The following is a 26111-nucleotide window of genomic DNA, read 5'->3' on the forward strand; positions in this document are numbered from 1 at the left end:
AAACAAACAACAACACAACCAACAAGCAAGCACGAAACCACAAAAAAAAGCCCGAGGAAATCACCGAGCCTCCGCTAATTGGTTTTGAGGATAATCCCTGGGTCCAGATCATTAGGGCTAGGGTGGTTGGCAATGAGGATCGAGAGGGACGTTGAGGATTTGATTATCGAGAGACTTAGGGAGAAGTTCCCCGGTAAGCCTGGCTCATGGATTAGGCGTGCTTTGAGGAGGTTTGAGTCCGGTAACGTCAGGCAAATTAGCGATAATGTCTGGGTGGTTAGTGGTGACCCTAGCTCGGTGATAGATACCCGACGTACATTGTTAGGTTCAAGGACGGTAGGTACTACTGCTCATGCTTCGAGACCAGCTGGGGATTACGCAGGAAAGCCGAGGTATGCACCACATAGCCGCAGTAATCCTCTACCGCGAGTACTCGAGACTCATGCAACCAATCTACGTGGCAGTCCTGAGCATGGAATGCGATGGTGATTATTACCTTGAGGTCCTCGACAGGGATGTTAAAGTCATCAAGCAGGTCAAGGCCTTGAGTAGTGACTTGCTTAGACCCAAATACCGAGTGACCTACATCATAACAAGCGAGGAACCAAAAACAATCAAGGTAAGGTACACATGCGGCGATGATGTTAGTGAGCAAGAAATAGCACTAAGCAAAATAATGAGGTATGTAGTTAATTTATTGATAGGCCTTGGGGTTAATGCCTAATCAAGTTCACAGCAATAATCCTTTAAAGGGAATTTCCATTATGCTTAATTAATGATGATACAAAGTCTTGGTGTTAAGATTACGGCTTACTTCGTGTTTATCCACACCCATTAATCCACTACGTAGATAGTGTTAATGGGCATATGGCGATTTACATAAGGTGCAGCGAAGAAATTAAGAAACCTAAATCCTCGCCTGAAATACATGTGCATCTTCGAGGATGAGACTGATGGATACCATGATAAAGGATAATGGCGTCTATGAGTTTATCCTAAGTAAGTTTTCGGAATCAACTATGACCAATGATAAGCATTTTTAGTTATCTGAGAAGGCTTATGAGGAATATCTTAGATAATATCAAAATATGTTGAAACTTTAATTGAAGAGACTAGAAATGAAAAAGCATTGCGTTTAAAATATTTAAGGTGCTTTATCTTCAATATCATGGTAAACAAGGTGATGCAATATTTATATACTCCCTATATTTTTGCTATGCTAATATGCCTTTACATTCAATCTATATTGCGCCCACATATGGATGTATAGACAAGTGTAAAGTGTGTCCAGTTTATTCAAAGAGATTTGATCGTCCTACAATATTAAAGGTAGAAGATATTGTCAATAACATTAGGAAAAAAACTGAACCTTATCAAGAGAAATGATGCTAATGCTTTGGTGCGTGTTGAAATTTCTGGTGGAGAACCACTCTTATACCCTTATATCTTCGAATTACTCGAAGAACTGTGTAGTATTAATGATTTAAGTTATATATCAATACTCTCGAACTTGGAACTTGTCAAAAAGAGTAGAAATATAATAAGATTAAAAAAAATTGAAAGAAAAATGCAGTAAAGGTATAATATTTGTTACAACGTATTATAGCTATAAGCCGGAGATACATGATTATATAAGTGGAAGGAATGGGAGTTTTATGGATAAAACGGAGGGTGCTCGAATATTATTAGATATGAAGTTTAGAGTTCACTTTAAGACATTAATAACAAAATATAATTATGAATACGACTCATTAATAAAGCTATTAGATTTCCTTATCAATAAATTCGGAGATTCTATTCCTTTAACATTCTCTATACACGGACTCGATATCGTTGATAACGCATTGAAAAACGTGACTGAGATAGCAGTAGAATATAGCAAGTCCATTCCACATATCGAAAAATTTTAGATTATATTGAAGAATCCGGCCTATATCATAAGGTTAAAATAACACTCTTTAGCATTCCCCTATGCATGCTTGACCCTTATTACTGGAAGTACGCTGGAGTATCTGAAACAATTACGATTTACCCACTTTATATGGATGCACATGGCAACACTATAGAAGATAGCTCATTGCGTGAACTACCTTCCCCAAAGTGTGATATATGTCTGCTTAAAAGCTATTGCCCAAAGCCTTGGAGGTCCTATGTTGATTATTTTGGTGATAGAGAGCTTAAGCCAATTATAATATCTCAAGAGACCAAAGGGTGATAGAATAATGATTGTAAAAGATAACGTGAAAGTTAATACAATGATAATGGTTAATAAAGAATGTGAAAAGATACTAATGCCAGCTTTATCTTTGTATTACCATACAGGAGATGGAATTGAAATTAAGATTCATAAGAATCTTTCTATAAAAGCAGATAATGTAGAAGCACGAAGAGAAGTTCTAGAAAAACTTATCAATGATGTAATGAATGAAGAAACATTGTATAAGTTTGTTAATTATTTAAAAAGAACTGTCCATAACTTATTAATAGATAACAATTTTACCTATATTCAAGATATTTTTGGATATAGTTATCTGGTAGATCAGAAATGCGAGAACGCTTTAGTTAACGTTCAAATAAAGCCTGTTTGTGAATTTTTCTTTAGGCCAACATTCTTTACTATAGACATAACTTATCACTGTAATCTTAAATGTCTTTACTGTGCTAGAAGATTAATTCACGATAGACAACAGGTTATAGATCCGTCTACTTTGAAGAGCATTCTAGACTTTATTGTAGAACTCTCAGCGATGCTTAATTTAAGTAGAATTTATGTTCAGCCTTATGGTGGTGAACCTACGCTATATAATAACCTCATATTTTTTTATTGACGATTATCTTCGTGATACTTTAGGAAAACATAAATATAAGATTGTTATTGAAACCAATGGTGTTGGAATACAAGATGAGAATATTGCAAAAGAGTACTATGAGAGACATATAGGCATTGGTCTTAGTATTGATGGGCCTCGTCATATACATGATTTTCAAAGAGGAAGAGGCTCCTACGATATTGCTATAAGGGCATTAAATTCGTTAGTCAATGCAGGGTATAAAAAAAGAGGAGATAGGTGCCATATCTGTAATAACAAAGTATAGTGTCGAATTTGTAGATAACATAGTTAATCATATAATTAAGGATTTAGGTCTAACGGTAATTCACCTCAATTACCCAATTACTTATAATAAGAATTTAATACCACCTCCCGAGAGATTTGCGGAGAAACTTATAAACGTATTTGAAAATATTATTTCAAAATACCCCTACGTTAGAGTGAGACCATTAACTGAATTTTTACTATCCTTACTAGCTGGTAATAGCTTTTCTGTATGTTATCAATATGATGGTTGCTACGCAGGTATGGCAATGCTTGCTTTCGATACGCAGGGCAATATATACCCATGTCCAGAACTTATTACCATAGCGAAATATAGATTGGGCAATGTGAAGCAAATTAAAGACCCTAAACATGTTATATCTAAGGTTAAAATTTTTCGAAGCAGCCGATGTAATATGGTTGTGCAGTCTAACTTACGTAAAATATTACCTGGAAAAGGGCTTGGCTGCGTTGCATTTGATGAAAGATTAGGTATACATCTGCAAGAGGAATTATATTTACATCTTGCTACAAAGGTTTTATCAGAGATAGTTAATAATGTATCGTTTAGACAGAACCTAGAGAAGTACCTCGCTTTAACCTTAGAAAGATACTTATAATCTTGAAGAAAAATTTAAAAAGGAAAGAAATATGTAGAGATTCAAATATGTCGGATTCAGCTAACATAAAGAGATTAAAAAATTTATAGTAAAAAAACTCAACAAAGAAGTAGAAATTATACTTTATGATCAGGAAGATCTAATTAAAAGATTAGTTGAAAAAGGACAATGGGGACTTAGACCTGAGTGGACCGATTGGTCAAACTGGGGGAACTGGGACGACTGGGGACAATGGGGTCAGTGGAGTGCGTGGGATAATGCCGATTAAATTATATCTTAAAGAGCCAATTAATTTAATTGAGAAACAAAGAGATGTATATGTCATTGATATAACGTATGATTGTAAAAATGATTGTATAACATGTCCTATGCTAAGAAAACAACCTATTTATATTGACGCACATAAATTACATCATCTATTAGATGTGGAATGCATCAATAATAGATGTGAAAATGCCACCGCTACTATTTCAGGAGGAGAGCCGTTTTTACATAAGGATTTCAATATCATAGTTAAACTATTATCTAATTATTTTAAAAATATAATTATTCAAACTCATCCTATGCTTGAATATGCACCATTGATATTTAAGCAATTAATAACTGAATTATCGCAAACTAATATCAATATATTTATACAAGTAAGTTTATATGGATATGATGATCATACATATAGAATACTTACAAGGCGAAATTGGTTTTTTTCTCACTAATAAAAATATATGTAGTATAATTGATATTTGTTCTAGGTCAGCCAACTGTTTTATCGAATTAAGGTTCGTCATACATAAATTAATTAAGAATAATGATATAGATAAACTATTAAATTATATTAATGAGCTAATAACATGCTCTAAGATGAGACAAGATACAATAAATAGTGTTAGAGTTCTTCGCTTTAATTGCCTTGATCCATTACGTATAAATTTAAGGCTTGATGTGAACCAGGAAGTTCAAATGCTCAACTACATTATATCAAGATATTTTTCATACAGTTATACAGGTAATATACCCTTAAGAATATCTACGTTTAGTGAATCAGAATTAGATATACTTAATATTTTATTATCAATGTTAGATTATAAAAAAAATACAAGATATCGATAATGCACTATTATGGAAATTATGTTTATATAGGTCCAGCTATGAACATACGTAAAAGTAACTATAGTGATATATATTTAAAAAATTGAGCTATGAATGAATAATAATTATAGCTAAATAAATATAATAGATAAAAATAATAAATATAAAATCATCCGTTTATGAGACATGGCCTTACTTGAGTAAGGGTGAGCACGGTAAGGTCATTAATGAGGTTGCAAAAGAGGAACATGAATGTTAAATCATTCAAGAACTTCACGGATAACGTACATAACATAATCAGTGAGGACCTAAGAAATAGATACTTTTACCAGTCTCTTGAATAGCACTATTTTATGAGCTCCTCTAGGAATTTTAAAAGCTTGTTAAATAACTCGGAGCTCCGTAGCTCTTTAAAGGATCTAGCTACCTTATCAATATGTATCTTAATGATGTAGAGCTTCTTTCCATCGTTTAATAGATAAGGCACATAGGAAGATGTGTCTTTAATTGAGGGGTAAACAATGAATCCCTTATTCACATCCCACCCATGCATATAGGTATATACTTGGTATACAGCATCCCTATCGCCCTCTGGACCTGACTTTAATGGGTCCTTAACAAGTTTATACTTTACGTCACCAACTGCCACAGGTTTTCCATCAACTTCAATAACTATATCTGGTTCCAGATAGACCTTAGGTCTTGGAGCAGTAACTAAAGCTTGTTCTTTTTCTCCTGCCTTTCTTACGACTATCTTAATTCCTTTAGTTCTACGTAGCCACTTCGCAGCTATTGTCATCATTTTCCTAACAAAATTTTCAAAGAGATTATTCATATTAATATATAGTGCTGGCACCCTTATGAATTCCCTTAAGCGTGGTGGTTGTTCGTATTCCAACCACTTCCTTATAATTACTGCAAGCCTAAGTAGTTCGTTTATATAGGGCCTATCCAAAGGCACTATGGATAATAAATCATGGATATTTACATCCCTTACCAATGAAAATGGGCTATAATCAAGTTCAAGCATAGCCTTAAATATAATACCTGGATCTTTATCTATTATCTTAAGTAAATAGCGTGCTCTAAGATAAAGCATATAACCGGTATCCAATATGTATTGGTTAATGGGATTATCAACAGTATAATATTGAATCTCATATGCCACTCTTGGCGAAGGGTTTGAAAATAAAGTTTTAGGGATTAATGAGCTAAGAATTCTGCCCCTAATAACCGTGCCCTCTTCAACCTCTATTTTAGGCATCTCTAAGAAACCATACATTATGGCTTCACTTAATTTCTCTAAGTATCTCCTTACAATACCGATTACTAAAAGGTCAATAACGCTTTGGCCATTACTTGGTATAGAGATTAGGTTCTCTATTTCTCTCACTTCTTTGAAATTCTTAGCCTCACTAATAGCTAACATCCATACAAGATTCTTTATACCTATCTTCGGTTCGACAATAAGAATTATATCTCTGTCTCTACTATCCTTAAGAGCGAAGATTCCCACATAGCCTCGGGCTTTAATCGCCACTTTCCCATCAAGCCTTAATATAGCATCGAAGACCTTATTATTTCTTCTATCAAATAAATTCAAAAGTCTATTTAAGAACTCCTTATCACTCACCAACTCTTCAGGTAGAGTCCTTTCCTCCCATTCACGCATACCTATTTCTATAGTTTCACTCATTGTAATCACTCTACAGCTTATCAAGTTGCGATTCTATATCTTTAATCAATTGCCGCACCCTTTGGCTCATTATACCGGTTGTTAGAAAATACGTCTCAATCAAAGGTTTTACCCTAAACTTCCACACATTGACAAGACTCTCCTTATCTCTAACTCCCTTAAAGAATAAATGACCTAAGCCCTTCTTGCCTATTAGTTCCTCAAAGAGTTTATTGACATTATTAAAGATATTGACCGCAGCATTTATCACACTATCTGGCGCTCCCTGTCCCTGAAGTAATTCTCTCAATGCTTCTTCACTTGCGTCTATCCTAATAACCTCAAACCTACGTCTCAGAGCCACACCAATGTCGAATGTTCCTCGATCAATATCGTTAGCGGTTGCTATGATATATAAGTTCTCCGGTACTACTAAATATTCTCCCGAATATGTGAGCTTAACAGGGTATCCGCGATATTCAAGAGCATATATAAGCTCGCCGAAAACACTCGCAACATCGGCTCTATTAATCTCATCTATAACTAGCACTATCCTTTTATCAGGATTCTGTTGAGCATAACGACATAGTTTAACGAAGAGTTGAGGCTCAACCACTAACTCGATATGGCCGTCACGTGATTTCAATATCATGCGTTCAATAAAATCATCGTATCTATAACTTCTATGAAACTGTACTAAGACCCAAAAACCACGGCGCCTCTCATTAGTAATTAATATGTGCGCTGCCCACATAGCTAAATGAGTCTTTCCTGATCCAGGTGGACCTATAAGTATGACTTGTTTAGAATTTTCAGTAATGCTAACTACTTCACTTAACAAATCCTCTTTAGGTCTTGGATTAGGAGGCACCAAATTAGGAAATATGAACTCCTCCGGCTTCTTAACCTCGGCAAATCGCTCGAAGTTCTCCATAAGGATAATCAATCCTTTAATAACCCTTGAAGCTACAGTACCCGGACTCACAGTCTCGGCTATCCTCCCAACCTGTTCACGTGCCTTAGAGTAAAAACTAAGCATGCTCTTAAAAATCTCAAGCTTTAAATCATATGGTAAATCTTCATCTTTTAAAACGCTCGCTATACCATCAATATCATTGTCATTCCAATCCTCTATCCTCACATCTTTCTCCGAAGAAATTCATTTACAAGCCACCTCTTCAATTCTACATACTTATCAACTGGTAGAGATAGCCTAGTAAAGGACTCATAACTCAATATCTCTAAGGCATATTTAAGACCTCTCTCCTTTAAATCATCTAATATACTTTCTTTTAATTTCGCGATCAGTTTCTCAATATCAACAGACATCGCAGGCACCAGCTAACTTAATAAATTAAAAATTTGATTCTCTAGTTCCGTAATAGCTTGTCTCTTTAAAGCATTTGCTTGATGCATATTTTCAAAAAAATTCTTTCATGTACTTAGCTACTTCTTCCCATTGCTCTATAAATGGTATTGGCATCTTTGCTAGGTCCTCTGCTCTAATATGTGCTGTAAGTCCGTAAGCCAACAATTGTATTATCTGTTTAAACAGCTTTGTCTTTGATAGTGCATTTATGTAGAAAGACACACCTTCGTCTATAGACAATTTAGGGTTAAGTATGTAAAGGTCGCTTATAACAGATACATTATCATATGGATATACGACACCGACCTTACCGAGAGCTTCAACTGTATGAGCATTCTTGAGGATAACTAATGAACCCTTTTTAGCGAAACTACGTGTTTTTAGTTGCCCTGGGTAACAATAAAAGCTTTCGTCATCTATATAGCCAGATTCATCTATGGATTTTGTGGAAATATATTTCTGGCCTTTACAGAACTCTTCATATTTTCTTGAGGATGGCGCTGTACCTGAAATTATATCATAAAACTTACCAATATAATGTATATTCTCTTCACCAATTTTAGATGCCATACTGCTAAGGAGTAGATGTATAGCAGCATCGATTCTACCAACATTCCTCATAATCTTCATAGTGCTTATACCAGTTAAACCAATATCTTCTATCTTGAGGTATTCCTCGACTATTTTCATTGCTTTGAAGTACGCCCTCCAAGCTTTAGCCTCATACTCTTCAATAGAACTTTCTAATAATTTGGCTATTTTATTTACTAAGATAAGAGGCACATATTGTTTAATGAATATCTGTAAATCTATATGCTGATTTGTAGTTCCATATTTAGATAGTTCTAAGATAACCTGACCTAAAGAAGTATTGAGAAACGCATCTAGATATTGTATATACTCATCTTTATTCGGTAAGAAAACACTTATGTCTCCGGTTGTTGCGACATTATTAACACCTAGAAATTCAAATAAAATATTATTTAGGTACTTAGGGACCATACTCACTTTACCTATTGCTTGGCCAGTAATCACTATAACTAATGCATGTAAAGGAACTTCCCTGAAAAATCCCTGCTGTCTGATTTCTAGCTTTATTGGACTTATTGATAGCTTCCATAGAGATCTAACCATTATCGTTGCTATTTTCTGCGGCTTTAGTCTTCTAGATAAAGGTTTTATTAATTCTTCCATTTTAGTAACTTCTACTCGATTTTGATCGAATTCTTTCAATTATTTCTTTATATATTTTTAAATATAATAAATTAGATGAATCAAGCCTAAGCCTTGGTATTTCTTTGAACATTTCTGTATTTAATTTCGTTATAGGAACACTTATCTTTACTGGTTTTGTAGGCATCACTCGATCACCTCAAACTCTTGTATCCACCAGCTACATGTTCTCTCTTTCTTCCACTCTTCTAGACATTTCTCGTAGTAATCTGACTTTCTTCTTATCCATTTAAAATATTCAGTTATGATTAGAGGTAGATCATTTTCCTTTATTGGTTCAGCATTTTTACTGTGGGTGTCGTAGCCTATGTACTCTGCTAGTGCCACAAAGAACTCGTAGTCATCAGGTATCTCGTTTACTCTCTCGTAGAATAGTAGCGCTGTCTTTGTTCCTGCCCCCGTATAGTAAAATGCTCCATGCGGTAGCTCTATCACTGCCTTAAGCTTGGCCTTTACTGGTGTGTGCCTTGCCGTGAATAAGAGTCTTCTAATCCACTCGTCACCTGGATTATTTAGTACACCAACGTCTATTACTGTGAATACCTTACCGCCTAACCTTATAATTCTTAGGAATTGCTCCAATAGCACAACTTGTATAGGTAACCTGTCATGAAATAGTATCGGCTCTAAGTTACTATCATAATAAATTATATAGTTCCATCCTAACTCTGGGTCTTTAAGTATAAGTTTATAGACATAGTTGCCGTAATCTTCTGGAGTGATCCATTCCCTTCCTAGCTTGTCAGCTATCTTTTCAGGATTAGCATTAGTTCCTAGCTTTTTCGCTAGTTCTTGTAATTCCCTACGCCCCATGTCACGTAGCCACATATTTTGAGCAAGAGCATACTGTACAAGAATATACCTATCATCTATAAGTAGCTCTCCTCTACCCCTTCCCCTGCCAGCACGTCCCATAGGTGGGTTAGTGAGTATGAGGTCAAATCCCCTCCTTACCTCATTATTGTGTCTGCTCCATATCTTCTTCATAAGGTATATTATTGGGGGTAATTCAGTCAACCTTATGAGCTCCTCAAGTCCCTGAAGAACCTTAAGTGCTACATCGTTTTTTTCTAAGGTTATGCACTATACCTATAAAGCTTAGGAATTCGTCTGAAGCTATATTAATTTCTACTGTCTTTTTCTCTAATCCTTTCAGTATAGCATCAGCAAATTTGTACGTGTTCTCCTCCATTTGTTCCAACTCAGTTTGTTCTAAGCCTTCCGCTACTATTCCACGTCTAATATTATCCCATTTTTCAAGAAAGCCTTTGAGAAATTCTTTAGAGGCTTTAAGATTCACTATTGGGCCGAAATTGTTTGTTGCATCGGCTCTAAATATGTTCGTTATACCATTGCCATATATCATCATGTTAACCGACGATATACTCACCATTTCCTCGAACAAATCTGTGGCAAAGAGACGTTTTTTCAGCATAATCTCTGAGCTTGTAAGGTTCACGATACTCTGGAAACTCTTTCAGTATCTTTTCAAGCCAGAATGTGAGAAAACGAGCAGAACCAGCGCAGGGATCATATACTTTAACATTTATGGGAGAGAAGCCCTCGGCTTCAAATTGAGCCCAAGCTATCTCCCTCATAGTGATTACAAGGTTTCTATGGGTAAGATACTGACCAGCTCCACCCTTAAAGGCCTCATAGACCATTTTTTTCAAACAATGCTCCCAATGCATCATAATGTACAAGCGCTTTTTGAATTTCTACGTTTTCTGCTATGGTCTTAAGGATCTTTTCAAGAAGATTTGTAGTCACGTGATGTTGGATAACATTAGCCATACTTTGTAAGAACATCTTTACAGCCTCATCGCTTACACGAGAAGATAGCATTTCTATGAATGCAATTATCTCTTCATCTCTCGTTCTCCTTATATCCTTAAGCATTTCTCTGACTACTTCTGCCACTGTCTGCTCTGTACCTCCTCGTTCCCTAGCCCTCTTAACGATGTAACCTATAATAGGTAGAAGTCTCATGACTGCATCTAAACCCCCTGCTCCCTCCATTTTATACAATATGTTGTGTACCTTATCCACAAACTCATAGATATTGGCTGAGGTGCTTACGTTCCTTATATATTTTATTAGCGTTGTATCTGCTTTATTTTTTTCCTCTCCTTCTGGACATCGTTCTCACCCTTCTCAATAACTATATAATTACTCCATCCTCTTCGATAATCCATAAGACCTCGCTCTTCATTAAGTCCCGGTAGCTTCCTTACTTCACCTAACACAGTGGCTTTATTATATCGTCCAAGCTTAATGGAAGCCAGTACTACACGCATCTTTAGAGTCATATTTAAAACTCTCATATAAATATACACAATCATGCTATATAAATTTATCCGCTAATTCTGCTTATACTTATAGGGAATAGATTGAGATACTAGGTTATAACAGTTAGTGAAGAGAATCACATGGTGGTATGTTCATTGAGGTTAGTGATGAGGAGATATTGACGGCCCAGAAAATGCTTGGTAGGGAGGGCATTGGTGTCGAACCAGCCAGTGCGGCGTCGTTTGCGGGCTACATAAAGGCCCTGCGTGAGGGCTTAGTTGATGCCAGGGACAAGGTTGTGCTGATAGCCACCGGGCATGCCTGAAGGATCCAGATATATTACTAATGGGCAGTGGTAGTAATGTTATTAGTGTTTTATCAATAGATGAGCTAATTTTGTCGGTGCCTTCAATATTACTTTTAAATGTTAATGTTATTGAGAAGATAAAATCTTCATGACCTAATGAGATTAAAGGAGACCATGTTAAGTATCCTTGAAGGGTTAAACCCAAGCCCAAAAGCCCGAAATCGCTAGTTTAAAGAGACCAGTACCTAAGCTCAGCTTTATCGAGAAGAAGGATAGGCCTGGAGCATACTTAGTCAATACATCAGCTATTTTAGGAAGACCGATACTCGAGAAAGATGCTAAGATGCTAAAATCAAATCATTATAAAGAGTATGATTTTAGTTCTTTTCCATGCCTTAGTACCCCATATGCTGATAATGGTGTAGGTGAGTAATTTTCTCAAAAGCTAGGTTATTTCAATTGGGCCTATTTTGTTGGTGCGCATTTCATGGTTTTCTCGTTCTCGTAGAATTTCCTCAGTGCTTCTGTTGGGTCTTTTGCTTGATGAGCTTCATTGCTAGTCCGTCTTCGCTTCTTACCTCGATTACCACGTCGCCGTCGAATTCCAGGCGGCAGACCGTGGTTGGTTTGATGCCTCGCCTCTCCGCCTCGTTGATCGCAATACCGATTAACTCATTGATTGTGTAGTTGAAGTCGTAGTCACTGACGAGTCTGAATTCATCGAGGTGGTACGCCCAAATGGGCATTGCGGTTTATTGCCTCGGCAAGTTTATATAGCCTTTGGAGCCGAGACTTCAATGGTTGGCCCCTTTTAAATTCGGCATTGCCATTAATCATTGTGGACCCTAGGCTTAGGAGGACTTACTCGAGGTGTGTTGTGGAGGTTGCCCGTGGTACGCTCCCTGACCTCGTGAATGACCTTTATGACTATTTAATGATTGACTTAGCCAGCATCACGTATGGTCTTAAGGACCCGAGGGCATTCCTCGTGAATGTTAGGCTTGCCATTGACTATGATTACCTGAGGCCGAGTGTGGTCTTCGTGGTTGATTACTCAAGGCCGGAGCATAGGGCCGTGGCTGAGTCTAGGATTAGGTGGCTCAGGGAGTTAAGCCTCGACTACATACTCGCCGAGGACGAACCAGCCGAGATCAGGGCCGCAAAGGAATGCCTCAACAAGCCAAGGTGCATCGTACTCAGTAGGGACTACGACCCACTAACAATAATGGACGAAATGATACAACCAATCAAGGTCAGTGAGAGGGCTTGGATCGTTATGAAGGTAATGGTAGACAGAAATTGCCTAAAGCGTCGAGGCTTAGCCTAGCTTGGGCCATCATTACCTGGGTCATCCTCCACACTTCATGCATGCCGCCTAGGCCGAAGGTGGGATGCCGAGCTATCACTATCGATGGTTTATCTCTCGGCTCATTGATATGGCGCATTGAGTACGAAGCACTGCAGATGCCGTGTAATGCTAATTCGATTAGCGCACCCTGGTCGTTGCCTATTAATGCCCTGAACCGAGGTTCATGAATAGCTTTAAATTTAGGTCCGCATTATTTTTATTTGATGTGGCATATTTAGGGGCTCACCTGTGACCTGAGGTTGATTGGCGGTCTCGTGTTGTGCATCGTTATTGCGGTGGACCTCGTTTGCCCATTCTAACTTCTCGATTCCTTTGATGAATCCCTTGACTGAGAACCACCTATTAGTCACCATGTACGCCACGAGGCTTCCGCCGCTGACTCACTATATTGCTTTAAGTAGTATATGATTATCATGATTATACCAAGACTGATTAAGGCCGTATATTGTAATAAAATTATTGATAAGACGGTCGCTATTAAAAGCAGTGCCTTAAAAATCCTTGGATGACTAGATAGGGCATTATACAGGCGGAGGCGGAGTGTTGGTGGTTTTGTGAGGAGTACGTGGTGCATGACCTCGTGCATGAATACCCTGCCGAGGACCCTCCTATCCATATTAAGCACATTATTGCTAACGTAGATTATGCTCCTCCTTTTATCATACCATGCATCCCATCTACTCTTCCTGCTCGTGTCCACCTCAACATGGCTATAACCATATCTCTCGAGCACATTGTTGACCTCATCGATGAATTGCTTAAAGTCCAGCTTGCCATCCTCGAATTGTCTCAGTGGGCATCTTAGGTCATTAATCAGTTCCTCATATCTCCCAAGCCAATCAGGTATTTCAGCCTCTTTCATCCTGATTGATAAATTGAATGCAAACCCCTTAAAAACCTTTGGGGAGGGAGGAGTTGAGGAGGGTAGTGAGGCGTTGCTTGTTATTAAGTCTAGGAGGGATAGGTTTGATGAGTTGGTGAGGCATGTTAGGGAGAGGCATCCGTATAGGGTTCCTGAGATTATTGCGTTGCCAATAATTGGTGGTTTTAGTGATTACTTGAGGTGGATTGATGAGACGCTCAACCGGGCTTAAAATAGCTTAGAAGTAAATGCTTTTAACGCCTTAAGCATTGGTAATTCCATGCCGAGGGCATTACTGGTTATTCTGGACGGCTGTGCTGATAGGCCGGTTAAGGAGCTTGGTGGGAAAACTCCGCTTGAGGTTGCAGTTAAGCCAACTATTGATAGGCTGGCTGCCGAGGGTTCCTGCGGCCTCATGAATGCGATAGCGCCTGGCGTCAGGCCTGGTAGTGATACGTCTCACCTGGCGATTTTTGGTTATGACCCTTACAAGTACTACCTGGTAGGGGCCCGCTTGAGGCCTTGGGTGCCGGTTTGATGCTTAATCCTGGTGATGTTGCCTTTAGGACTAACGTGGCCACGGTTAATGAGACTTGGTCGTCATTGATAGGAGGGGTGGTAGGTACATAGACCTGGCGAGGTTAGGGAGATAGAGGGTATAATCAATAATGAGGTATTGCCGGCATTGAGGAGTAAGTATGGGATTGATGCAGTTTATAAGCAGACCGTAGAGCACAGGGGAGTCCTTGTGCTTAGGGGTGGTGTATCGCCACACGTTAGTGATACTGATCCGCATGTGACTGGTGTCAGGGTTTCTGAGGCTAAGGCGTTAAGCGATGATGCTAGGGTCACTGCTAGTTACATTAATGATTTCACGAGGCTCGTTTATGAGAAGTTGAGTAAGGCCGAGTTTAATGAGAAGAGGAGGAGGGAGAGTAAGGGGCCGATTAACATGGTCCTACTCAGGGGTGCGGGTTCTATGAGGAGTTTCGAGCCACTTAGTTCCAGGTATAGGGTTAAGCCTGCGATAATTGCTGGCGTTGCGTTGATTAGGGGTATTGGTAGGGCGTTGGGTATGGACGTGATAAACGTTGATAATTACATAGGCTCTAAGGATGATGACTTCATAGCGGCGTTCCAAGCCGCGGCGAGGGCATTTAATGACCACGACTTTGTGTTTGTTCACGTTAAGCCCACGGACTCCATGTCCCATGACGGTGATGCCAGGGGTAAGGCGATGATTATTGAGAGGGTTGATGCTGGTATTAGGAGGTTCCTTGAGGAGGCGCCCAGTGATACGTACATATTCATAACCTGTGACCATGCAACACCAATAACCGTTAGGGAACATACGGGGGATCCAGTACCATTTCTGGCATGGGGGCCTGACGTGATGAGGGATGATGTTACTCAATTCAGTGAGAGGCTTGTGCCAAGGGCTTTTGGGGCAGGATTAGTGGTATTGATGTAATGAATATAATAGCTAATTACCTGGGTACTCTTGAGAAGTTTGGTGAGTAATTATTCAAAGTCCTTAAGTGGCCTAGCCATTATGTACGCATCCTCGCCATCGTGGTAGTAACCCTTTATTAAGTCGACGATTTTATAGTTCAACTTCTTATAGAGGTTTATGGCTGGTGTGTTGGAGACCCTGACCTCTAGGTAGACCTCCTCGGCGCCGTAGAAGTGCTTCATGGCCCTCATGCCCCTAATCATCATGTTGTAGCAATGCCCAACCTCCTGGCTTCAGGTAACACACCAATGGATATTACGTGACCCTTCCTAGTTGGCTTGCCCTTCCATATATAGCTCCAGCCGAACTCAACCCTATTCATCATGTAACCGACAACCCTGCCGTCGAGCTCAGCCACTATGAAGGCCTTTGGGAAGCTCCTGTAGTGCTCCACGAAGAAGAACTCTGGGTAATTCTCGGGTAGTACCCTCCTATTGATCATAACCACGGTGTTCAAATCCGTTATTTCAAACTCCCTGAGCACGAATACCCTGCCATCCCTACCCCTTATATACTCACGACCACTAAGCTTACTCGATATGTCCCGAACCTCCTCTCCCATTAAAAACCCTGACCCGTGAGACTTAATACATTTTTCCTCATGGGGAGTAATTACTTATCAAGTATGTATGCTGGAATAATAGCCAGGATAATAAGTCCTAGTATGTATAGGGCTGCGGTGAACGTCCTATAGGACAGACTTAGGAGACCTAATTGAGGTATTACGAAGACGACAACGCCAACAACGTCACTATAAGGAACTGGGTATGGGTCTGAGACCGGGTTCGCGTCGCCTTTGAAGATGTATGTGCATTTCTGGGCGTTATTAATGGCTATTACCCTGTGCACAATGTAATCATTGAACTCTGGTGAGTAGTAGATGGCCACATGCCCTAGCAATGAGTTGCAGGGCTGACTCGGTGGTATTATTATGACTAAATCACCAACTTCGAGCGTTGGCTCCATTGAGTATGAACTGACGACTGCCCACGGTATTACGAACATGGACGCAATAACAAGTACTGCTAATACATGCCATATGCTCATTAAATCGCTGATCCAGCCTCAGTACTTATTTTTTTACTCGCTTTATTTTTGAAGAAAGGTTTTTATAGAAGTGCTTTACGGACTCGCCGATGAGCAGCGGCACACAGCAGAGGGGAGGATTACCAGTAATGGTTCTTAAGGAGGGTTCGCAAAGAACAACAGGTGCAGACGCAAGGAGAAGTAACATAATGGCTGCGAAGGTCATTGCCGAAATACTATCAACGAGCCTAGGGCCTAGGGGAATGGATAAGATGCTCATTGACGCCTTTGGCGATGTGACAATAACGGGAGATGGAGCGGCAATACTTAAGGAGATGGAGGTTCAACACCCAGCGGCTAAGCTACTCATTGAGGTTGCCAAGGCCCAGGATGCGGAGGTTGGTGATGGAACGACAACAGCCGTTGTCCTCGCCGGTAGATTGCTGGAGCTCGCCGAGGAGTTGCTTGACGAGGGTATTCACCCAACAATAATTATTGATGGTTATAAGAAGGCCATGGACTACGCAATACAGGTCGCCAATGAAATTGCAAAGCCAATAAATGTTGAGGACAAGAACCAACTCGCCCTCGTAGCAATGAACTCGCTAAGCAGTAAGATCGTTGCCGAGGCTAGGGATTACCTAGCCAAGATAGCCGTTGATGCATCGGCAATAGCGGTTGAGAAGGTTGGTGATAAGTATAACCTCGACCTGGACTGGATTAAGATTGAGAAGAAGAAGGGTCAGTCACTCTTTGAGACTCAGTTAATACAGGGCATTGTGCTTGATAAGGAGGTTGTCCACCCAGGCATGCCCAAGAGGGTTGTCAATGCCAAGATCGCAGTCCTAGACGCGCCACTTGAGATTGAGAAGCCTGAGTGGACTACGAAGATATCTGTCTCATCGCCACAGCAGATAAAGGCATTCCTCGAGGAGGAATCCAACATACTTAAGTCCTACGTTGACAAGCTTGCCGAGATTGGCGCAAATGTTGTCATAACGCAGAAGGGCATTGATGAGGTTGCCCAGCACTACCTGGCTAAGAAGGGCATACTAGCCGTTAGGAGGGTTAAGAGGAGTGACATTGAGAAGCTTGCCAAGGCCACGGGTGCAAAGATAGTCACGAGCATTAAGGACATAAAGCCCGAGGACCTCGGCACTGCTGGGCTCGTTGAGGAGAGGAAGGTTGGCGAGGAGAAGATGGTCTTCGTTGAGCAGTGCCCGAACCCGAGGGCGGTCACAATACTACTCAGGGGTGCAGCTGATAGGATACTTGATGAGGCAGAGAGGTCAATGCAGGACGCGCTTCACGTAATTAGGGATCTATATAGGGATCCCAGGATTGTGCCGGGCGGTGGTGCGTTTGAGATGGAGATTGCGAGGAGACTTAGGGATTGGGGTAGGAAGCTACCTGGTAAGGAGCAGTTGGCAGTGCTTAAGTTTGCGGAGGCTCTCGAGCACATACCAACAATACTGGCCCTAACCGCTGGCTTAGACCCTGTTGATGCAATTGCCGAGTTAAGGAAGAGGCACGATGCTGGTGAGTTTGATGCCGGTGTTGACGTGTTAAGCGGTAAGGTTGAGAATATGGCGAAGATAAATGTCGTAGACCCGCTACTGGTTAAGACGAACGTGATTAGGAGCGCCGCTGAGGCTGCAATAATGATACTCAGGATTGATGATATAGTCGCGGCAGCCCAGACAAAGACGGGTGGTACAAGTAAGTCAAAGTCAGAGAGTGGCGGCGAGGAGGGCGAGTCAAAGTCCTCTGAGTAATGAAATTTTGCATTCATAAAGTTAGATTTTTAAACGATTTTATCCCCGTATTCTCCAATGTCATCATCAAACCAAGCATCAAATTCAATCCTTAAGGAGGACGAATTAGCGAGGGTTTTAAGCGTAATTAATGACTTAGTTAAGGGTAAGTTGACGTACCCACAGGATAACCAAGTACGAACTTGCCAGGGTGGTAGCCGCTAGGGCTAAGCAATTGGCAATGGGCGCTCAACCGCTCATTAACCCGCAGGAATTGGGTACGTATGACCCAATAGACATTGCCATTGAGGAGGTTCGTAGAGGATTACTTCCATTTATCATAGTTAGAACGCTACCAAATGGGAGGCATCTGAGGATTAAGCTTAAGGACTTACTTGATTTAAGTAGGAATTTTGATGCAAAGATTTAATAAAATTAGACCTTAACTAATTCTAACTTCCCATTATCTATCCTAATCTCCACTGTATCACCAACATCCAACCTGGGACCCAGTGCCTCGGCTTCATCCTCATTAAGCCAGATTAGTAGTCTCGGTATTGGGACCTTACCACTCATTAACGGTCCAACCATGGGCATCGACCTGAGTAATTGCTGGACGAGTGGCATTACATCCCTCATCATTTGCGAAGTCTCATCAGTGCCAGTAATGACTGGGCCCGGCGTCTCCCTCTCCTCAACTATTTGTATCGCTATCATTTTACCGCCAGTTGGGTCATTAACCAGCGTCTTACTTACTACGTAACCCTTTATTGTTATCATCCTCATTAATCCGCACCATGCATTTAAAAAAACTTATTATGTGGTTGGTGTGGGTTATTAATTGATGTTGAAAATATGATTACCCTCATCTGTATAAGAGAAATCGAAAGATTTAAAAATTATAATAAACAGAAAGTATTGTGAATAGTGATATTCAAAGAATCATAAATGAGGTTAGGTCATCAGCTGAGGAGATTATTTCAGAAAGCCCTGATCAGATAAGGGCTGTTTACGTAATGGATAGGGAGGGCACGGTAATAACCTACGTCACAAACACCGTACTAATTAATGCCGGAAGCACGTTCTTTGCCACCCCAAGATTCATATCATCATTAAAGGGATTAGTGTCCGCATTACCTATTGGTGGCATTAATTATGTACTAATGCAGGGTATTGATGGTATCATTCAATTAATGAGCATTAGGGATGCAGGCTATATCATGATCATAATAAACTCTGAGGCATCAATAGGCCTTACTAGGATAATACTTGAGAAGTACACGGACAGGCTATATGACTTGTTGAGAAAGCTCCTTAGCGTTAGTGAGGAGGAGGTGGTGGAGGTTATTAATGTGGAGATTACGCCAAAGGATGTTGAGGATGTGATTAACTTCATAAAGAGTAAGGCTATCATGTAGGTGAGTATTTATGCCGGTAAAGACAATAAAGATTGTAATAGCTGGGCCATACGGTGCTGGGAAGACCACATTCGTTAAGACACTAAGTGAGGTATTACCCATTGAGACAGATGTCCCAATAACGAAGAGCGTAACCGAGGGTAAGAGGACAACCACCGTCGCATTTGACTACGGTAGGATGAAGGTTAGGGAGGACCTTGTTGTGCACTTATTCGGTGTCCCAGGCCAAGAGAGGTTTAGTTTTATGTGGAAGATAATTGCCAGGGGTATGCATGGCTACCTATTCATCATTGACAGTTCAAGTGAAGAGAAGGTTAAGGAGGCATTGGGTATGTATAACTTCTTTAGGGAGAATTTCCCATCAACGCCTCATATAATTGCCGCAAATAAGCAAGACGTACCTACTGCTGTGGATATACCCACCATTAAGAATATTCTGAAGGTTCCCTATGAAGTTAAGGTCATGCCACTAATAGCCACTAACAGGAGGAGCGCGCTGTTCGTCCTTGTTTCACTGCTTGAGGAGATCAGGAGTTATCTTCTTGAGACGACTAAATATGGATAATAAATAAACATTGATTGTTATTATTTTACCCAATTTTTGACGTCTCCCTATGTAGATTACCTACTTATACTCGCTCAAGCACTATTTCGATTGCCGCCACTGATCTCTCCTTACCGCCTTGCCCAGTTACCTTGTCGGTTAGTAGCTTTATGTCGCTTATCCTTACCTGGTTTGGTAGGAACCTGTCCCTTATCATTACTGCCGTTGAGACGGCTCTAGCGATGGCACCGCCTCTAGCCTTTAGTATTACTCTCTTGGCTCCTGCGTTGAAGCTCATTACTGTGGCTATTACGTAGCTTGTGGTTGGTTTTTTTACCCACTAGTATTGTGGTTTCCTGCTGTGGCGTGCTCATACCTTATCCCGCCGTTATTCGGTGCCTCTCCAACCCTTTAAAAGCTTAATCCTAGTTACTTAATCGAGAGTTTAATGGAGTATCCGCCATTCAATTTACTAAGAAGTTCGGTCCCATTAATGACGTAACCAAGCACATTAACCTGTTCACCGAGGTCCACATTGCCCAAAGCAATTACCAAGCTCCTTTTCTTGACCCAATAACCAACCTCATAAGGTCTCAGGCTCGTCCTCTTACCCTCACTAACCGGGCCTAGGTCCAGTGGTATTAGAACGACTTGGCTATACCTTATTGCATTTGCCCTGGTTGGTAATGACTTCCCAAGCCTGGCATACGTGAGTGGTGATAGGGCTGGCTCTAGCCTAACTACTATATTTCCAAGGTCCTTAACCTCGAGAATTAGTTCATTTTCCATAGTACTGTGCACCTTATAATCTCGTCACAAGAGGCGCAATCTCCTTATAAACCTTATTGCTAATAAAATCATGTGAGTTGTGGGGAGTGTAGGGTTGGTGAGGTGAATAGTGAGGATGATGTGGTTAGGGAGGGGCGTAAGTTCATATCATGCATATTAGGCAGCCTTAACCTTAAGTTCCTAACCATAGATAACGGGGTTAAGTATCAGGCGATGTACTATGTAGAGACGACAAGTGATCATTTAAAGAACGTGCTCGATCAAATACTTAACTGCATCAATGAAGCCATAAACTCACTGCCGGATAAATTACGGGATTACTTAAAGCCCAGGGTTAAGTTGTTTGATGATACGTACGTAATAATGTTTAATAATGAGTTTATCACAGTGAAGGCGATCTGGTGATTGGGAATGATTGATGAGAGCAAGTATAAGCTTAACTACGTATATGCGGAGGACTTCGGCACTGGGTACTTCAAGTACGGCCCAATAACCCTGAGGGATAAGCCATACATGATACAGAGCCGTGGATTATTCCTTAGGGATTTACCGGAGAGCATTAAGTTGCTTGTTCCTAAGGAGGTTCTCGAGAGGGGTGTTGTGGTTGGTGATGAAATACCCAAGTACCTAAGCTCCATTAGGGATGCCATTAGGAATTTGCGCTACCCGCTTAGGATGGCGTTATTAGGAAGGAGGATGAGGATTCCTGGAAGATAATTAAGGAGCTCGCCAGGTACGGATTCTCCCAATTCTTCCCAGACTTCGCTAAAAGACCCGACTTCAGGGGGTTCTTCCTTGTCGTTGCTTTATCGGCATTGGCGCCTGACTATATGAGGGATAGGATGATTGATGTACATAAGGAGGTTGATGAGGAGTTCGATGGAAAACTTCTCCAAGCCGTCACTATAATAGACCAGCCTTTGCGGTGGCGATTGCCGAGAAGGCCGTGACTTGCACGGTGATTGAGGCTGGGCACGGCAATATACAGCTAGTGCCTATCAGTTACGGACCAATTAGGGAGGGGATTGTGGCGTTGAATAGGGGTGGTGCTGAGCAAATGCCGTGACTAGGGAGATCCTTAAGGACTCTGGTTACGGTGACCTGGCCAAGGATGACTACGTCGTTGAGGTTGTTAAGAGAGCCGTGGGCCTAGTGCCGAAGAACCTGGACGAGGCTATCAAGAGGGCTAGGGAGGACCCTGACAAATTCGCTGTTAAGGTTAGGGTTAACCCACTGGTTGAGGTTGAGCTTAGGGATACGGCATGGATGAGATTCCTAATCGGCGAGGTCATATTCAACCCGAGGCATGATGTGTTCACGAGCTATATACAGCAGGGTAGGCTCGTGATTGAGGATGCCACGATTGGCGACATGGTGTTTTACGGCGAGATGGATATTGCCGAGGCGTTAATAACGAGTATTAGGAAGGTCCCCGTGGAGATTCAGGATAAGATAATGAGCACGATAATCCTCAGCGGCGGAGCCTTTAGTTGGTCCGTACCGCCAGGCCTCGAGGATGTCACCGTTAATAGTGTGGATAAGGTTAGGCTCATGGTCTCCGAGAGATTGCCCGACCTAGCCAGTAAGTTGAGTATTAGCATGGTTAAGGACCCACAGTTCAGTGTTTGGAAGGGCTCGATAATCTACGGCTATGCACTGCCCAGCAATGTGAAGTGGAATGAGAGGACCAAAGAGGGCTGGTATTACCTGCACCAGTGAAAATCGTGAATGCCAATTCCATGATTCAATTAGATTAATTAGATTAAAAAGCGAGTTATTAAGTAGTAGAGTGTAGGTGTAATGAGTATTGATGTTGCGAGGAAGATTCTCGAGGATTGGCTGCAGCAGAGGGGTTTCAGGGTAGTGGATAGGCTGAGTGATAGGGAGTTGGTGCTTATGGAGGGTAACAACACGATTTACCTGAGGATATCCACTGAGGAATTTCCCGCGGAATCCTACATAATAGATGAGCTTAGCAATGTCATGAGGAATAGGTTCAATTACAATAAGGCATACATAGCATTCCCACAGAGTGCAAGGGGCTTGATAAATGGTAAGTTGTTTAGGAGTAATAGGGTTGGCGTCTACCTCTATGATCTGTCATCCACAGACCCTGAGAGGGCTGTGGAGGAGTTGATACCGAGTATACCAATACAACTGCAGCAGGGTGTTGATGAGGGTATTAAGAGGAGGATTGATGATCTTGAGAAGGCGATTAATGATGTGAGGAGCGCGTTATTGAGCATTAACGTTCAATCACTGACCAAGGATATTAATGAGTTGAGGAGTAGGGTTACAAGGATTGAGCAGGTAATTAATGATTTAACTGAACGTGTTAATCGAATTGAGAGCGTCGAATCACAGATCATGAAGGGTTCCATGACCGTACAAGGAAGTACGCCAACCAGTGGCGGGGCTGGGAGTGAGGGTGGGTTGCCAGATTTCCTCAGTGATAATCCGTGGATTGAGGTATTGAGGAGGAGGGGTGGTGGGAATGGGTGAGCTTGATGAGTTGATAATTAGGTTTCTCAGGGAGAAGCTTAGTCAAGATGCTGAGTTAGCCATTAGGCTTTACATGGCTTACAAGGAGGGTGGTAGGAAGGGTGTTCTCAGGGTGATTAATGAGGAGTTGAGTAAGGTCGGCGTTGAGGTGGGTGAGGGTGAGGGTTAGGATTAATGAGTTGGTTATTAGGGATTTCAGGGGATTTAGAGGAGAGCATAGGATGGTGTTTAGTGACGGCATTAACATCATACACGGCCCTGTGGGCGCGGGTAAGACGAGTATTGTACAGGCAATTGAGTATGCCCTCTATGGAACACAGCTGGAGGTTAAGGAGAGGGTTTCGAAGCTAGCTGACTTAATCAATGAGGATGCCAACGCATCACTCGTTAGGTTAATCCTTACCGATGGTATTGAAATAACCAGGGAGCTTAGGAGGGCCGGTGAGACGGCTAGGGAGAGCCCAAGCGCCTTGATTAATGGCACCAGGTATAAGGGTGATGATGTTAACCCTAAGGTAATAGAGGCCCTGGGTGTTGATGATGATGACTTTGAGAGGTTCGTATTGGTCACGCACAGGACCCTAGAGGCCCTGGTCTACGGCAGTGTCTCAAGGAGGAGCATATTCATTGATAAGTTGTTTGGTCTTGAAATCCTTGATAACCTGAATAAGTCATTGCCCATGACGCAGCTTGAGGAGTTGATCAATAGGCTTAGGCAGAGGTTGGCGAGTATTAAGGAGCTTCCTGAAATAATCGCTAAGTACGGTTCCATAGAGAGGGCTAAGGACAAGGTTAGGGAGCTTAGGGAGGAGATTGATAAGTTGAGGAGGGAGGAGGAGGAATTGAGCAACACTTACAACGAACTGCTTAAGAAGAGGGAGGAGCTGCTGAAGGGCTTTAAGGGCGTTGAGGAGGTTTATAGTAATTACATAGCGACCAGACTTAGGAGGGAGAATCTTGAGCAGGAGCTTGAGAAGGCAGGGGTTAGGGAGGTTAATGAGACGAGTATTAGGCTGAGACTCGAAAGGCTCAGGGACTCACTGGTTGAGAAGCTTGAGGAATTCGCACTAATTAAGGAGGCTGATGAGGTTGGAAAGCTCGTAATAACGAACGAGAACCTGGCCGACGCAGCCGAGAGTATATACAAGGCATTTGAGGAACTCACCAAGCTTAAGGATAAGCTCATTGAGGATAGAGAATACCTCAATAACGTGCGTAATGACCTCGAGATACAGTCAGAATCCCTAAAGGCATCGCTCAGGGAGTTGGAGTCTAGGCTATCCCAGGAGGAGCCCAGGGTTAGGGAGTATAGGGAGTTGATTGGTAAGTATGGCGAACCCATTAAGGTTAGGAGGGATATTGAGGAATTGAGGAGTAGGCTGGATAAGCTCAGCTCTGAGGAGAGTTTCAGGATGTCGTTACTCAACGTTCTCCAATACATAATAAACAACCATGAGGAGAAGTGCCCAATCTGCGGCAAGCCCCTGAGTGAGGAGGACTATGAGAATATTAAGAGGAGGATTGAGGAATTATCGAAGGGGCGTAGTAACGAGATTGAGGAGTTGAGGAATAAACTTACCGAGCTTGAGAAGGCATTAACGAGTATGGAGGCGCTAATACCCATTGTTAATGATTATGATGCAACCATTGAGCGTGCGCGGGATGTTAGGTCGAGATTTGAGGCCGTAATGTCGAAGCTGGAGACAATCGAGAAGTCCATTAGGGATATTGATAGGAGGATCCAGATGCTCACGAGGTTTATTGATGAGTTTAGGGCTGAGATTGATGATGTTGATAGGGCAATATCGTACCTGAGGAAGTATAGGGAGCTTGAGTCCCTGAGGAAACAGGAGGAGGAATTTAGGCAGAGACTTAGTGATCTTGGCATTGATATTAGGGCTGTGACGAGTATGGAGGACCAAATTAAGTACCTTGATGAGAGGCTTAACCAGGTTAGGGCTAGGTTGAGTGATGACTCAGCCGAACTCAGTAGGCTTGAGCTTGCCCTGTCAAGCCTTGGCTTTGATAAGGAGGATCCATCGGTGCTTAGGAGAAGACTTGATTTCCTGGAGGACTTCTACAATAGGTTGGTTAGGATTAGGGCAGGGATTAGGGAGGTTCAGGCTAGGGTTAGGGATGAGATGATTAGGGTTATTAGGGATAACGTGGGCTCAATATTCAAGTCACTATACCCGTACAACGACCTTGAAGGTGCGGGTATTGAGGTTACGGTTAGGGATAGGGGCGTTGTCGGCGTCGTTAGTGAGTACACGCTATACGCGATTAGGCCTGGCGGTAGGAAGGTCACAATATCTAGGCTGAGCGATGGGCAGAGACTAACGATAGCCCTATCATTCCTGCTAAGTGTCTATAGGGCCACGAACCACAACATCGACTTCCTGCTTATGGATGAACCAATACCATACGTGGATGCAAACATTAGGAGAGCCTTCGCGTCATTACTCGCCAGGTTCATTGGTGAGGGTTTGGTTGGTCAGGTAATAATCACGACGCAGTCTGAGGACCTCGTTAATGACATAATCAACGCCGCTAGGGAAGCCAATGTTAAGTACAGCATTATTAGGCTTGTTAAGGAGGGTAATGAGAGGAGGATTGTCCAGGGCGCTAATTAAATTGTGACTAGTAAAATAAAATAGCTT

At 41.5% G+C, this 26111-nt stretch carries 30 protein-coding genes and 5 pseudogenes; 19 read left to right on the plus strand and 16 right to left on the minus strand.

What is annotated here, in order from left to right; all coding sequences use genetic code 11:
* Positions 1–132: 132 nt before the first annotated feature.
* The 6 genes from JCM14467_RS14300 (at position 133) to JCM14467_RS14310 (ending at position 5145) form a co-directional block, all read left to right on the plus strand.
* Positions 133–489 (plus strand): hypothetical protein, encoded by a 357-nt coding sequence (locus tag JCM14467_RS14300; RefSeq protein ID WP_252900196.1) that lies wholly within the window; start codon positions 133–135, stop codon positions 487–489.
* Complete coding sequence (locus tag JCM14467_RS14305) at positions 473–724, plus strand: hypothetical protein (protein ID WP_252900197.1); 252 nt, start codon at positions 473–475, stop codon at positions 722–724. Before JCM14467_RS14300 ends, JCM14467_RS14305 begins: the two co-directional genes overlap by 17 nt.
* Positions 725–2222: 1498 nt before the next feature.
* Positions 2223–2828 carry a radical SAM protein gene (locus JCM14467_RS00020; protein ID WP_054848677.1) on the plus strand — a complete coding sequence of 202 codons (606 nt, stop codon included), beginning with the start codon at positions 2223–2225 and terminating at the stop codon, positions 2826–2828.
* Between the two features lie 212 nt (positions 2829–3040).
* Positions 3041–3715 (plus strand): hypothetical protein, encoded by a 675-nt coding sequence (locus JCM14467_RS00025; RefSeq protein WP_054848678.1) that lies wholly within the window; start codon positions 3041–3043, stop codon positions 3713–3715.
* A 155-nt stretch (positions 3716–3870) separates the two neighbouring features.
* Positions 3871–4428: a hypothetical protein gene (locus tag JCM14467_RS00030; RefSeq protein WP_054848679.1), complete on the plus strand. Its 558-nt coding sequence runs from the start codon at positions 3871–3873 to the stop codon at positions 4426–4428.
* Positions 4429–5007: 579 nt separating this feature from the next.
* The gene (locus JCM14467_RS14310) at positions 5008–5145 is read left to right on the plus strand and encodes a hypothetical protein (protein WP_252900198.1); all 138 of its coding nucleotides are present in this window, start codon (positions 5008–5010) and stop codon (positions 5143–5145) included.
* Between the two features lie 2 nt (positions 5146–5147).
* Here JCM14467_RS14310 and JCM14467_RS00035 read toward each other — a convergent pair whose 3' ends face one another.
* The 9 genes from JCM14467_RS00035 to JCM14467_RS00075 form a co-directional block, all read right to left on the minus strand.
* Positions 5148–6497 (minus strand): McrC family protein, encoded by a 1350-nt coding sequence (locus JCM14467_RS00035; RefSeq protein WP_252900406.1) that lies wholly within the window; start codon positions 6495–6497, stop codon positions 5148–5150.
* A 10-nt stretch (positions 6498–6507) separates the two neighbouring features.
* Positions 6508–7617 (minus strand): McrB family protein, encoded by a 1110-nt coding sequence (locus tag JCM14467_RS00040; RefSeq protein WP_054848681.1) that lies wholly within the window; start codon positions 7615–7617, stop codon positions 6508–6510.
* The gene (locus tag JCM14467_RS00045) at positions 7614–7805 is read right to left on the minus strand and encodes a hypothetical protein (RefSeq protein ID WP_054848682.1); all 192 of its coding nucleotides are present in this window, start codon (positions 7803–7805) and stop codon (positions 7614–7616) included. The genes JCM14467_RS00040 and JCM14467_RS00045 overlap by 4 nt, the downstream gene beginning before the upstream one ends.
* A gap of 91 nt (positions 7806–7896) precedes the next feature.
* A complete protein-coding gene (locus JCM14467_RS00050) occupies positions 7897–9078 on the minus strand; it encodes a hypothetical protein (RefSeq protein WP_054848683.1) in 1182 nt (393 codons plus the stop codon).
* A gap of 126 nt (positions 9079–9204) precedes the next feature.
* The gene (locus tag JCM14467_RS00055; protein ID WP_054848684.1) at positions 9205–10095 is read right to left on the minus strand and encodes an N-6 DNA methylase; all 891 of its coding nucleotides are present in this window, start codon (positions 10093–10095) and stop codon (positions 9205–9207) included.
* A 31-nt stretch (positions 10096–10126) separates the two neighbouring features.
* On the minus strand, positions 10127–10447 hold the full coding sequence (locus JCM14467_RS00060; protein ID WP_054848685.1) for a hypothetical protein: 321 nt from the start codon (positions 10445–10447) through the stop codon (positions 10127–10129).
* Position 10448: 1 nt separating this feature from the next.
* Entirely contained in the window at positions 10449–10742 is a 294-nt protein-coding gene (locus tag JCM14467_RS00065) for a hypothetical protein (protein ID WP_054848686.1), read from the minus strand.
* A complete protein-coding gene (locus tag JCM14467_RS00070; RefSeq protein ID WP_054848687.1) occupies positions 10732–11127 on the minus strand; it encodes a hypothetical protein in 396 nt (131 codons plus the stop codon). Before JCM14467_RS00070 ends, JCM14467_RS00065 begins: the two co-directional genes overlap by 11 nt.
* 47 nt (positions 11128–11174) lie before the next feature.
* Entirely contained in the window at positions 11175–11375 is a 201-nt protein-coding gene (locus tag JCM14467_RS00075) for a hypothetical protein (RefSeq protein WP_252900199.1), read from the minus strand.
* 140 nt (positions 11376–11515) lie between these two features.
* Here JCM14467_RS00075 and JCM14467_RS20300 point away from each other — a divergent pair, with 140 nt between their 5' ends.
* Entirely contained in the window at positions 11516–11692 is a 177-nt protein-coding gene (locus JCM14467_RS20300; protein WP_252900200.1) for a pyridoxal-phosphate dependent enzyme, read from the plus strand.
* 497 nt (positions 11693–12189) lie between these two features.
* Here JCM14467_RS20300 and JCM14467_RS00080 read toward each other — a convergent pair whose 3' ends face one another.
* Positions 12190–12420, minus strand: coding sequence for a hypothetical protein (locus tag JCM14467_RS00080; RefSeq protein ID WP_054848689.1), 231 nt, complete (start codon positions 12418–12420; stop codon positions 12190–12192).
* Between the two features lie 92 nt (positions 12421–12512).
* On the opposite strand from JCM14467_RS00080, the gene JCM14467_RS00085 reads away from it, so the two are divergent.
* Entirely contained in the window at positions 12513–13001 is a 489-nt protein-coding gene (locus JCM14467_RS00085; RefSeq protein WP_054848690.1) for a hypothetical protein, read from the plus strand.
* 388 nt (positions 13002–13389) lie between these two features.
* On the opposite strand, the gene JCM14467_RS00095 is transcribed toward JCM14467_RS00085, so the two are convergent.
* Positions 13390–13905: a zinc metallopeptidase gene (locus JCM14467_RS00095; RefSeq protein WP_054848692.1), complete on the minus strand. Its 516-nt coding sequence runs from the start codon at positions 13903–13905 to the stop codon at positions 13390–13392.
* Positions 13906–13918: 13 nt separating this feature from the next.
* Here JCM14467_RS00095 and cutA point away from each other — a divergent pair, with 13 nt between their 5' ends.
* Positions 13919–14137, plus strand: a complete 219-nt coding sequence (cutA, locus tag JCM14467_RS00100; RefSeq protein ID WP_054848693.1) for a divalent cation tolerance protein CutA — start codon at positions 13919–13921, stop codon at positions 14135–14137.
* A gap of 48 nt (positions 14138–14185) precedes the next feature.
* A pseudogene (locus JCM14467_RS00105) lies at positions 14186–15426 on the plus strand (2,3-bisphosphoglycerate-independent phosphoglycerate mutase).
* Here JCM14467_RS00105 and JCM14467_RS00110 read toward each other — a convergent pair.
* Positions 15427–15980 (minus strand): annotated as a pseudogene (locus tag JCM14467_RS00110) (GNAT family N-acetyltransferase).
* Between the two features lie 50 nt (positions 15981–16030).
* Positions 16031–16465 (minus strand): signal peptidase I, encoded by a 435-nt coding sequence (locus tag JCM14467_RS00115; protein WP_054848694.1) that lies wholly within the window; start codon positions 16463–16465, stop codon positions 16031–16033.
* An 89-nt stretch (positions 16466–16554) separates the two neighbouring features.
* Here JCM14467_RS00115 and thsA point away from each other — a divergent pair, with 89 nt between their 5' ends.
* Together thsA and JCM14467_RS20305 are read left to right on the plus strand one after the other, a co-directional pair.
* Positions 16555–18219, plus strand: coding sequence for a thermosome subunit alpha (gene thsA, locus JCM14467_RS00120; RefSeq protein ID WP_054848695.1), 1665 nt, complete (start codon positions 16555–16557; stop codon positions 18217–18219).
* A 57-nt stretch (positions 18220–18276) separates the two neighbouring features.
* Positions 18277–18628, plus strand: a pseudogene (locus JCM14467_RS20305) (DNA-directed RNA polymerase subunit K).
* Positions 18629–18633: 5 nt separating this feature from the next.
* Here JCM14467_RS20305 and JCM14467_RS00130 read toward each other — a convergent pair.
* On the minus strand, positions 18634–18978 hold the full coding sequence (locus tag JCM14467_RS00130) for an arcadin 1 (RefSeq protein ID WP_054848911.1): 345 nt from the start codon (positions 18976–18978) through the stop codon (positions 18634–18636).
* A gap of 140 nt (positions 18979–19118) precedes the next feature.
* Between JCM14467_RS00130 and JCM14467_RS00135 the strand changes: the two genes are divergently transcribed.
* Entirely contained in the window at positions 19119–19616 is a 498-nt protein-coding gene (locus JCM14467_RS00135; RefSeq protein ID WP_054848696.1) for a hypothetical protein, read from the plus strand.
* 10 nt (positions 19617–19626) lie between these two features.
* Complete coding sequence (locus tag JCM14467_RS00140; protein WP_054848697.1) at positions 19627–20181, plus strand: GTP-binding protein; 555 nt, start codon at positions 19627–19629, stop codon at positions 20179–20181.
* Positions 20182–20245: 64 nt separating this feature from the next.
* Here JCM14467_RS00140 and albA read toward each other — a convergent pair.
* Both albA and JCM14467_RS00150 read right to left on the minus strand, forming a co-directional pair.
* Positions 20246–20534: pseudogene (gene albA, locus JCM14467_RS00145) on the minus strand (DNA-binding protein Alba).
* A 55-nt stretch (positions 20535–20589) separates the two neighbouring features.
* Positions 20590–20949, minus strand: a complete 360-nt coding sequence (locus JCM14467_RS00150) for a hypothetical protein (protein ID WP_054848698.1) — start codon at positions 20947–20949, stop codon at positions 20590–20592.
* Between the two features lie 72 nt (positions 20950–21021).
* Between JCM14467_RS00150 and JCM14467_RS00155 the strand changes: the two genes are divergently transcribed.
* The 5 genes and pseudogenes from JCM14467_RS00155 to JCM14467_RS00170 all read left to right on the plus strand — a co-directional run bounded on the left by JCM14467_RS00155 (position 21022) and on the right by JCM14467_RS00170 (position 26084).
* Positions 21022–21354, plus strand: coding sequence for a hypothetical protein (locus JCM14467_RS00155; protein ID WP_054848699.1), 333 nt, complete (start codon positions 21022–21024; stop codon positions 21352–21354).
* A gap of 6 nt (positions 21355–21360) precedes the next feature.
* Positions 21361–22668: pseudogene (locus tag JCM14467_RS00160) on the plus strand (heat-shock protein Hsp70).
* A gap of 81 nt (positions 22669–22749) precedes the next feature.
* On the plus strand, positions 22750–23451 hold the full coding sequence (locus JCM14467_RS00165; RefSeq protein WP_054848700.1) for a hypothetical protein: 702 nt from the start codon (positions 22750–22752) through the stop codon (positions 23449–23451).
* A complete protein-coding gene (locus JCM14467_RS14320) occupies positions 23438–23620 on the plus strand; it encodes a hypothetical protein (protein WP_252900423.1) in 183 nt (60 codons plus the stop codon). The genes JCM14467_RS00165 and JCM14467_RS14320 overlap by 14 nt, the downstream gene beginning before the upstream one ends.
* Complete coding sequence (locus JCM14467_RS00170; RefSeq protein ID WP_054848701.1) at positions 23604–26084, plus strand: AAA family ATPase; 2481 nt, start codon at positions 23604–23606, stop codon at positions 26082–26084. The genes JCM14467_RS14320 and JCM14467_RS00170 overlap by 17 nt, the downstream gene beginning before the upstream one ends.
* The last annotated feature ends 27 nt before the right edge of the window (positions 26085–26111 follow it).

Origin of the sequence: Vulcanisaeta sp. JCM 14467, assembly GCF_001316245.1 — an archaeon.
GTDB lineage: Archaea > Thermoproteota > Thermoprotei > Thermoproteales > Thermocladiaceae > Vulcanisaeta.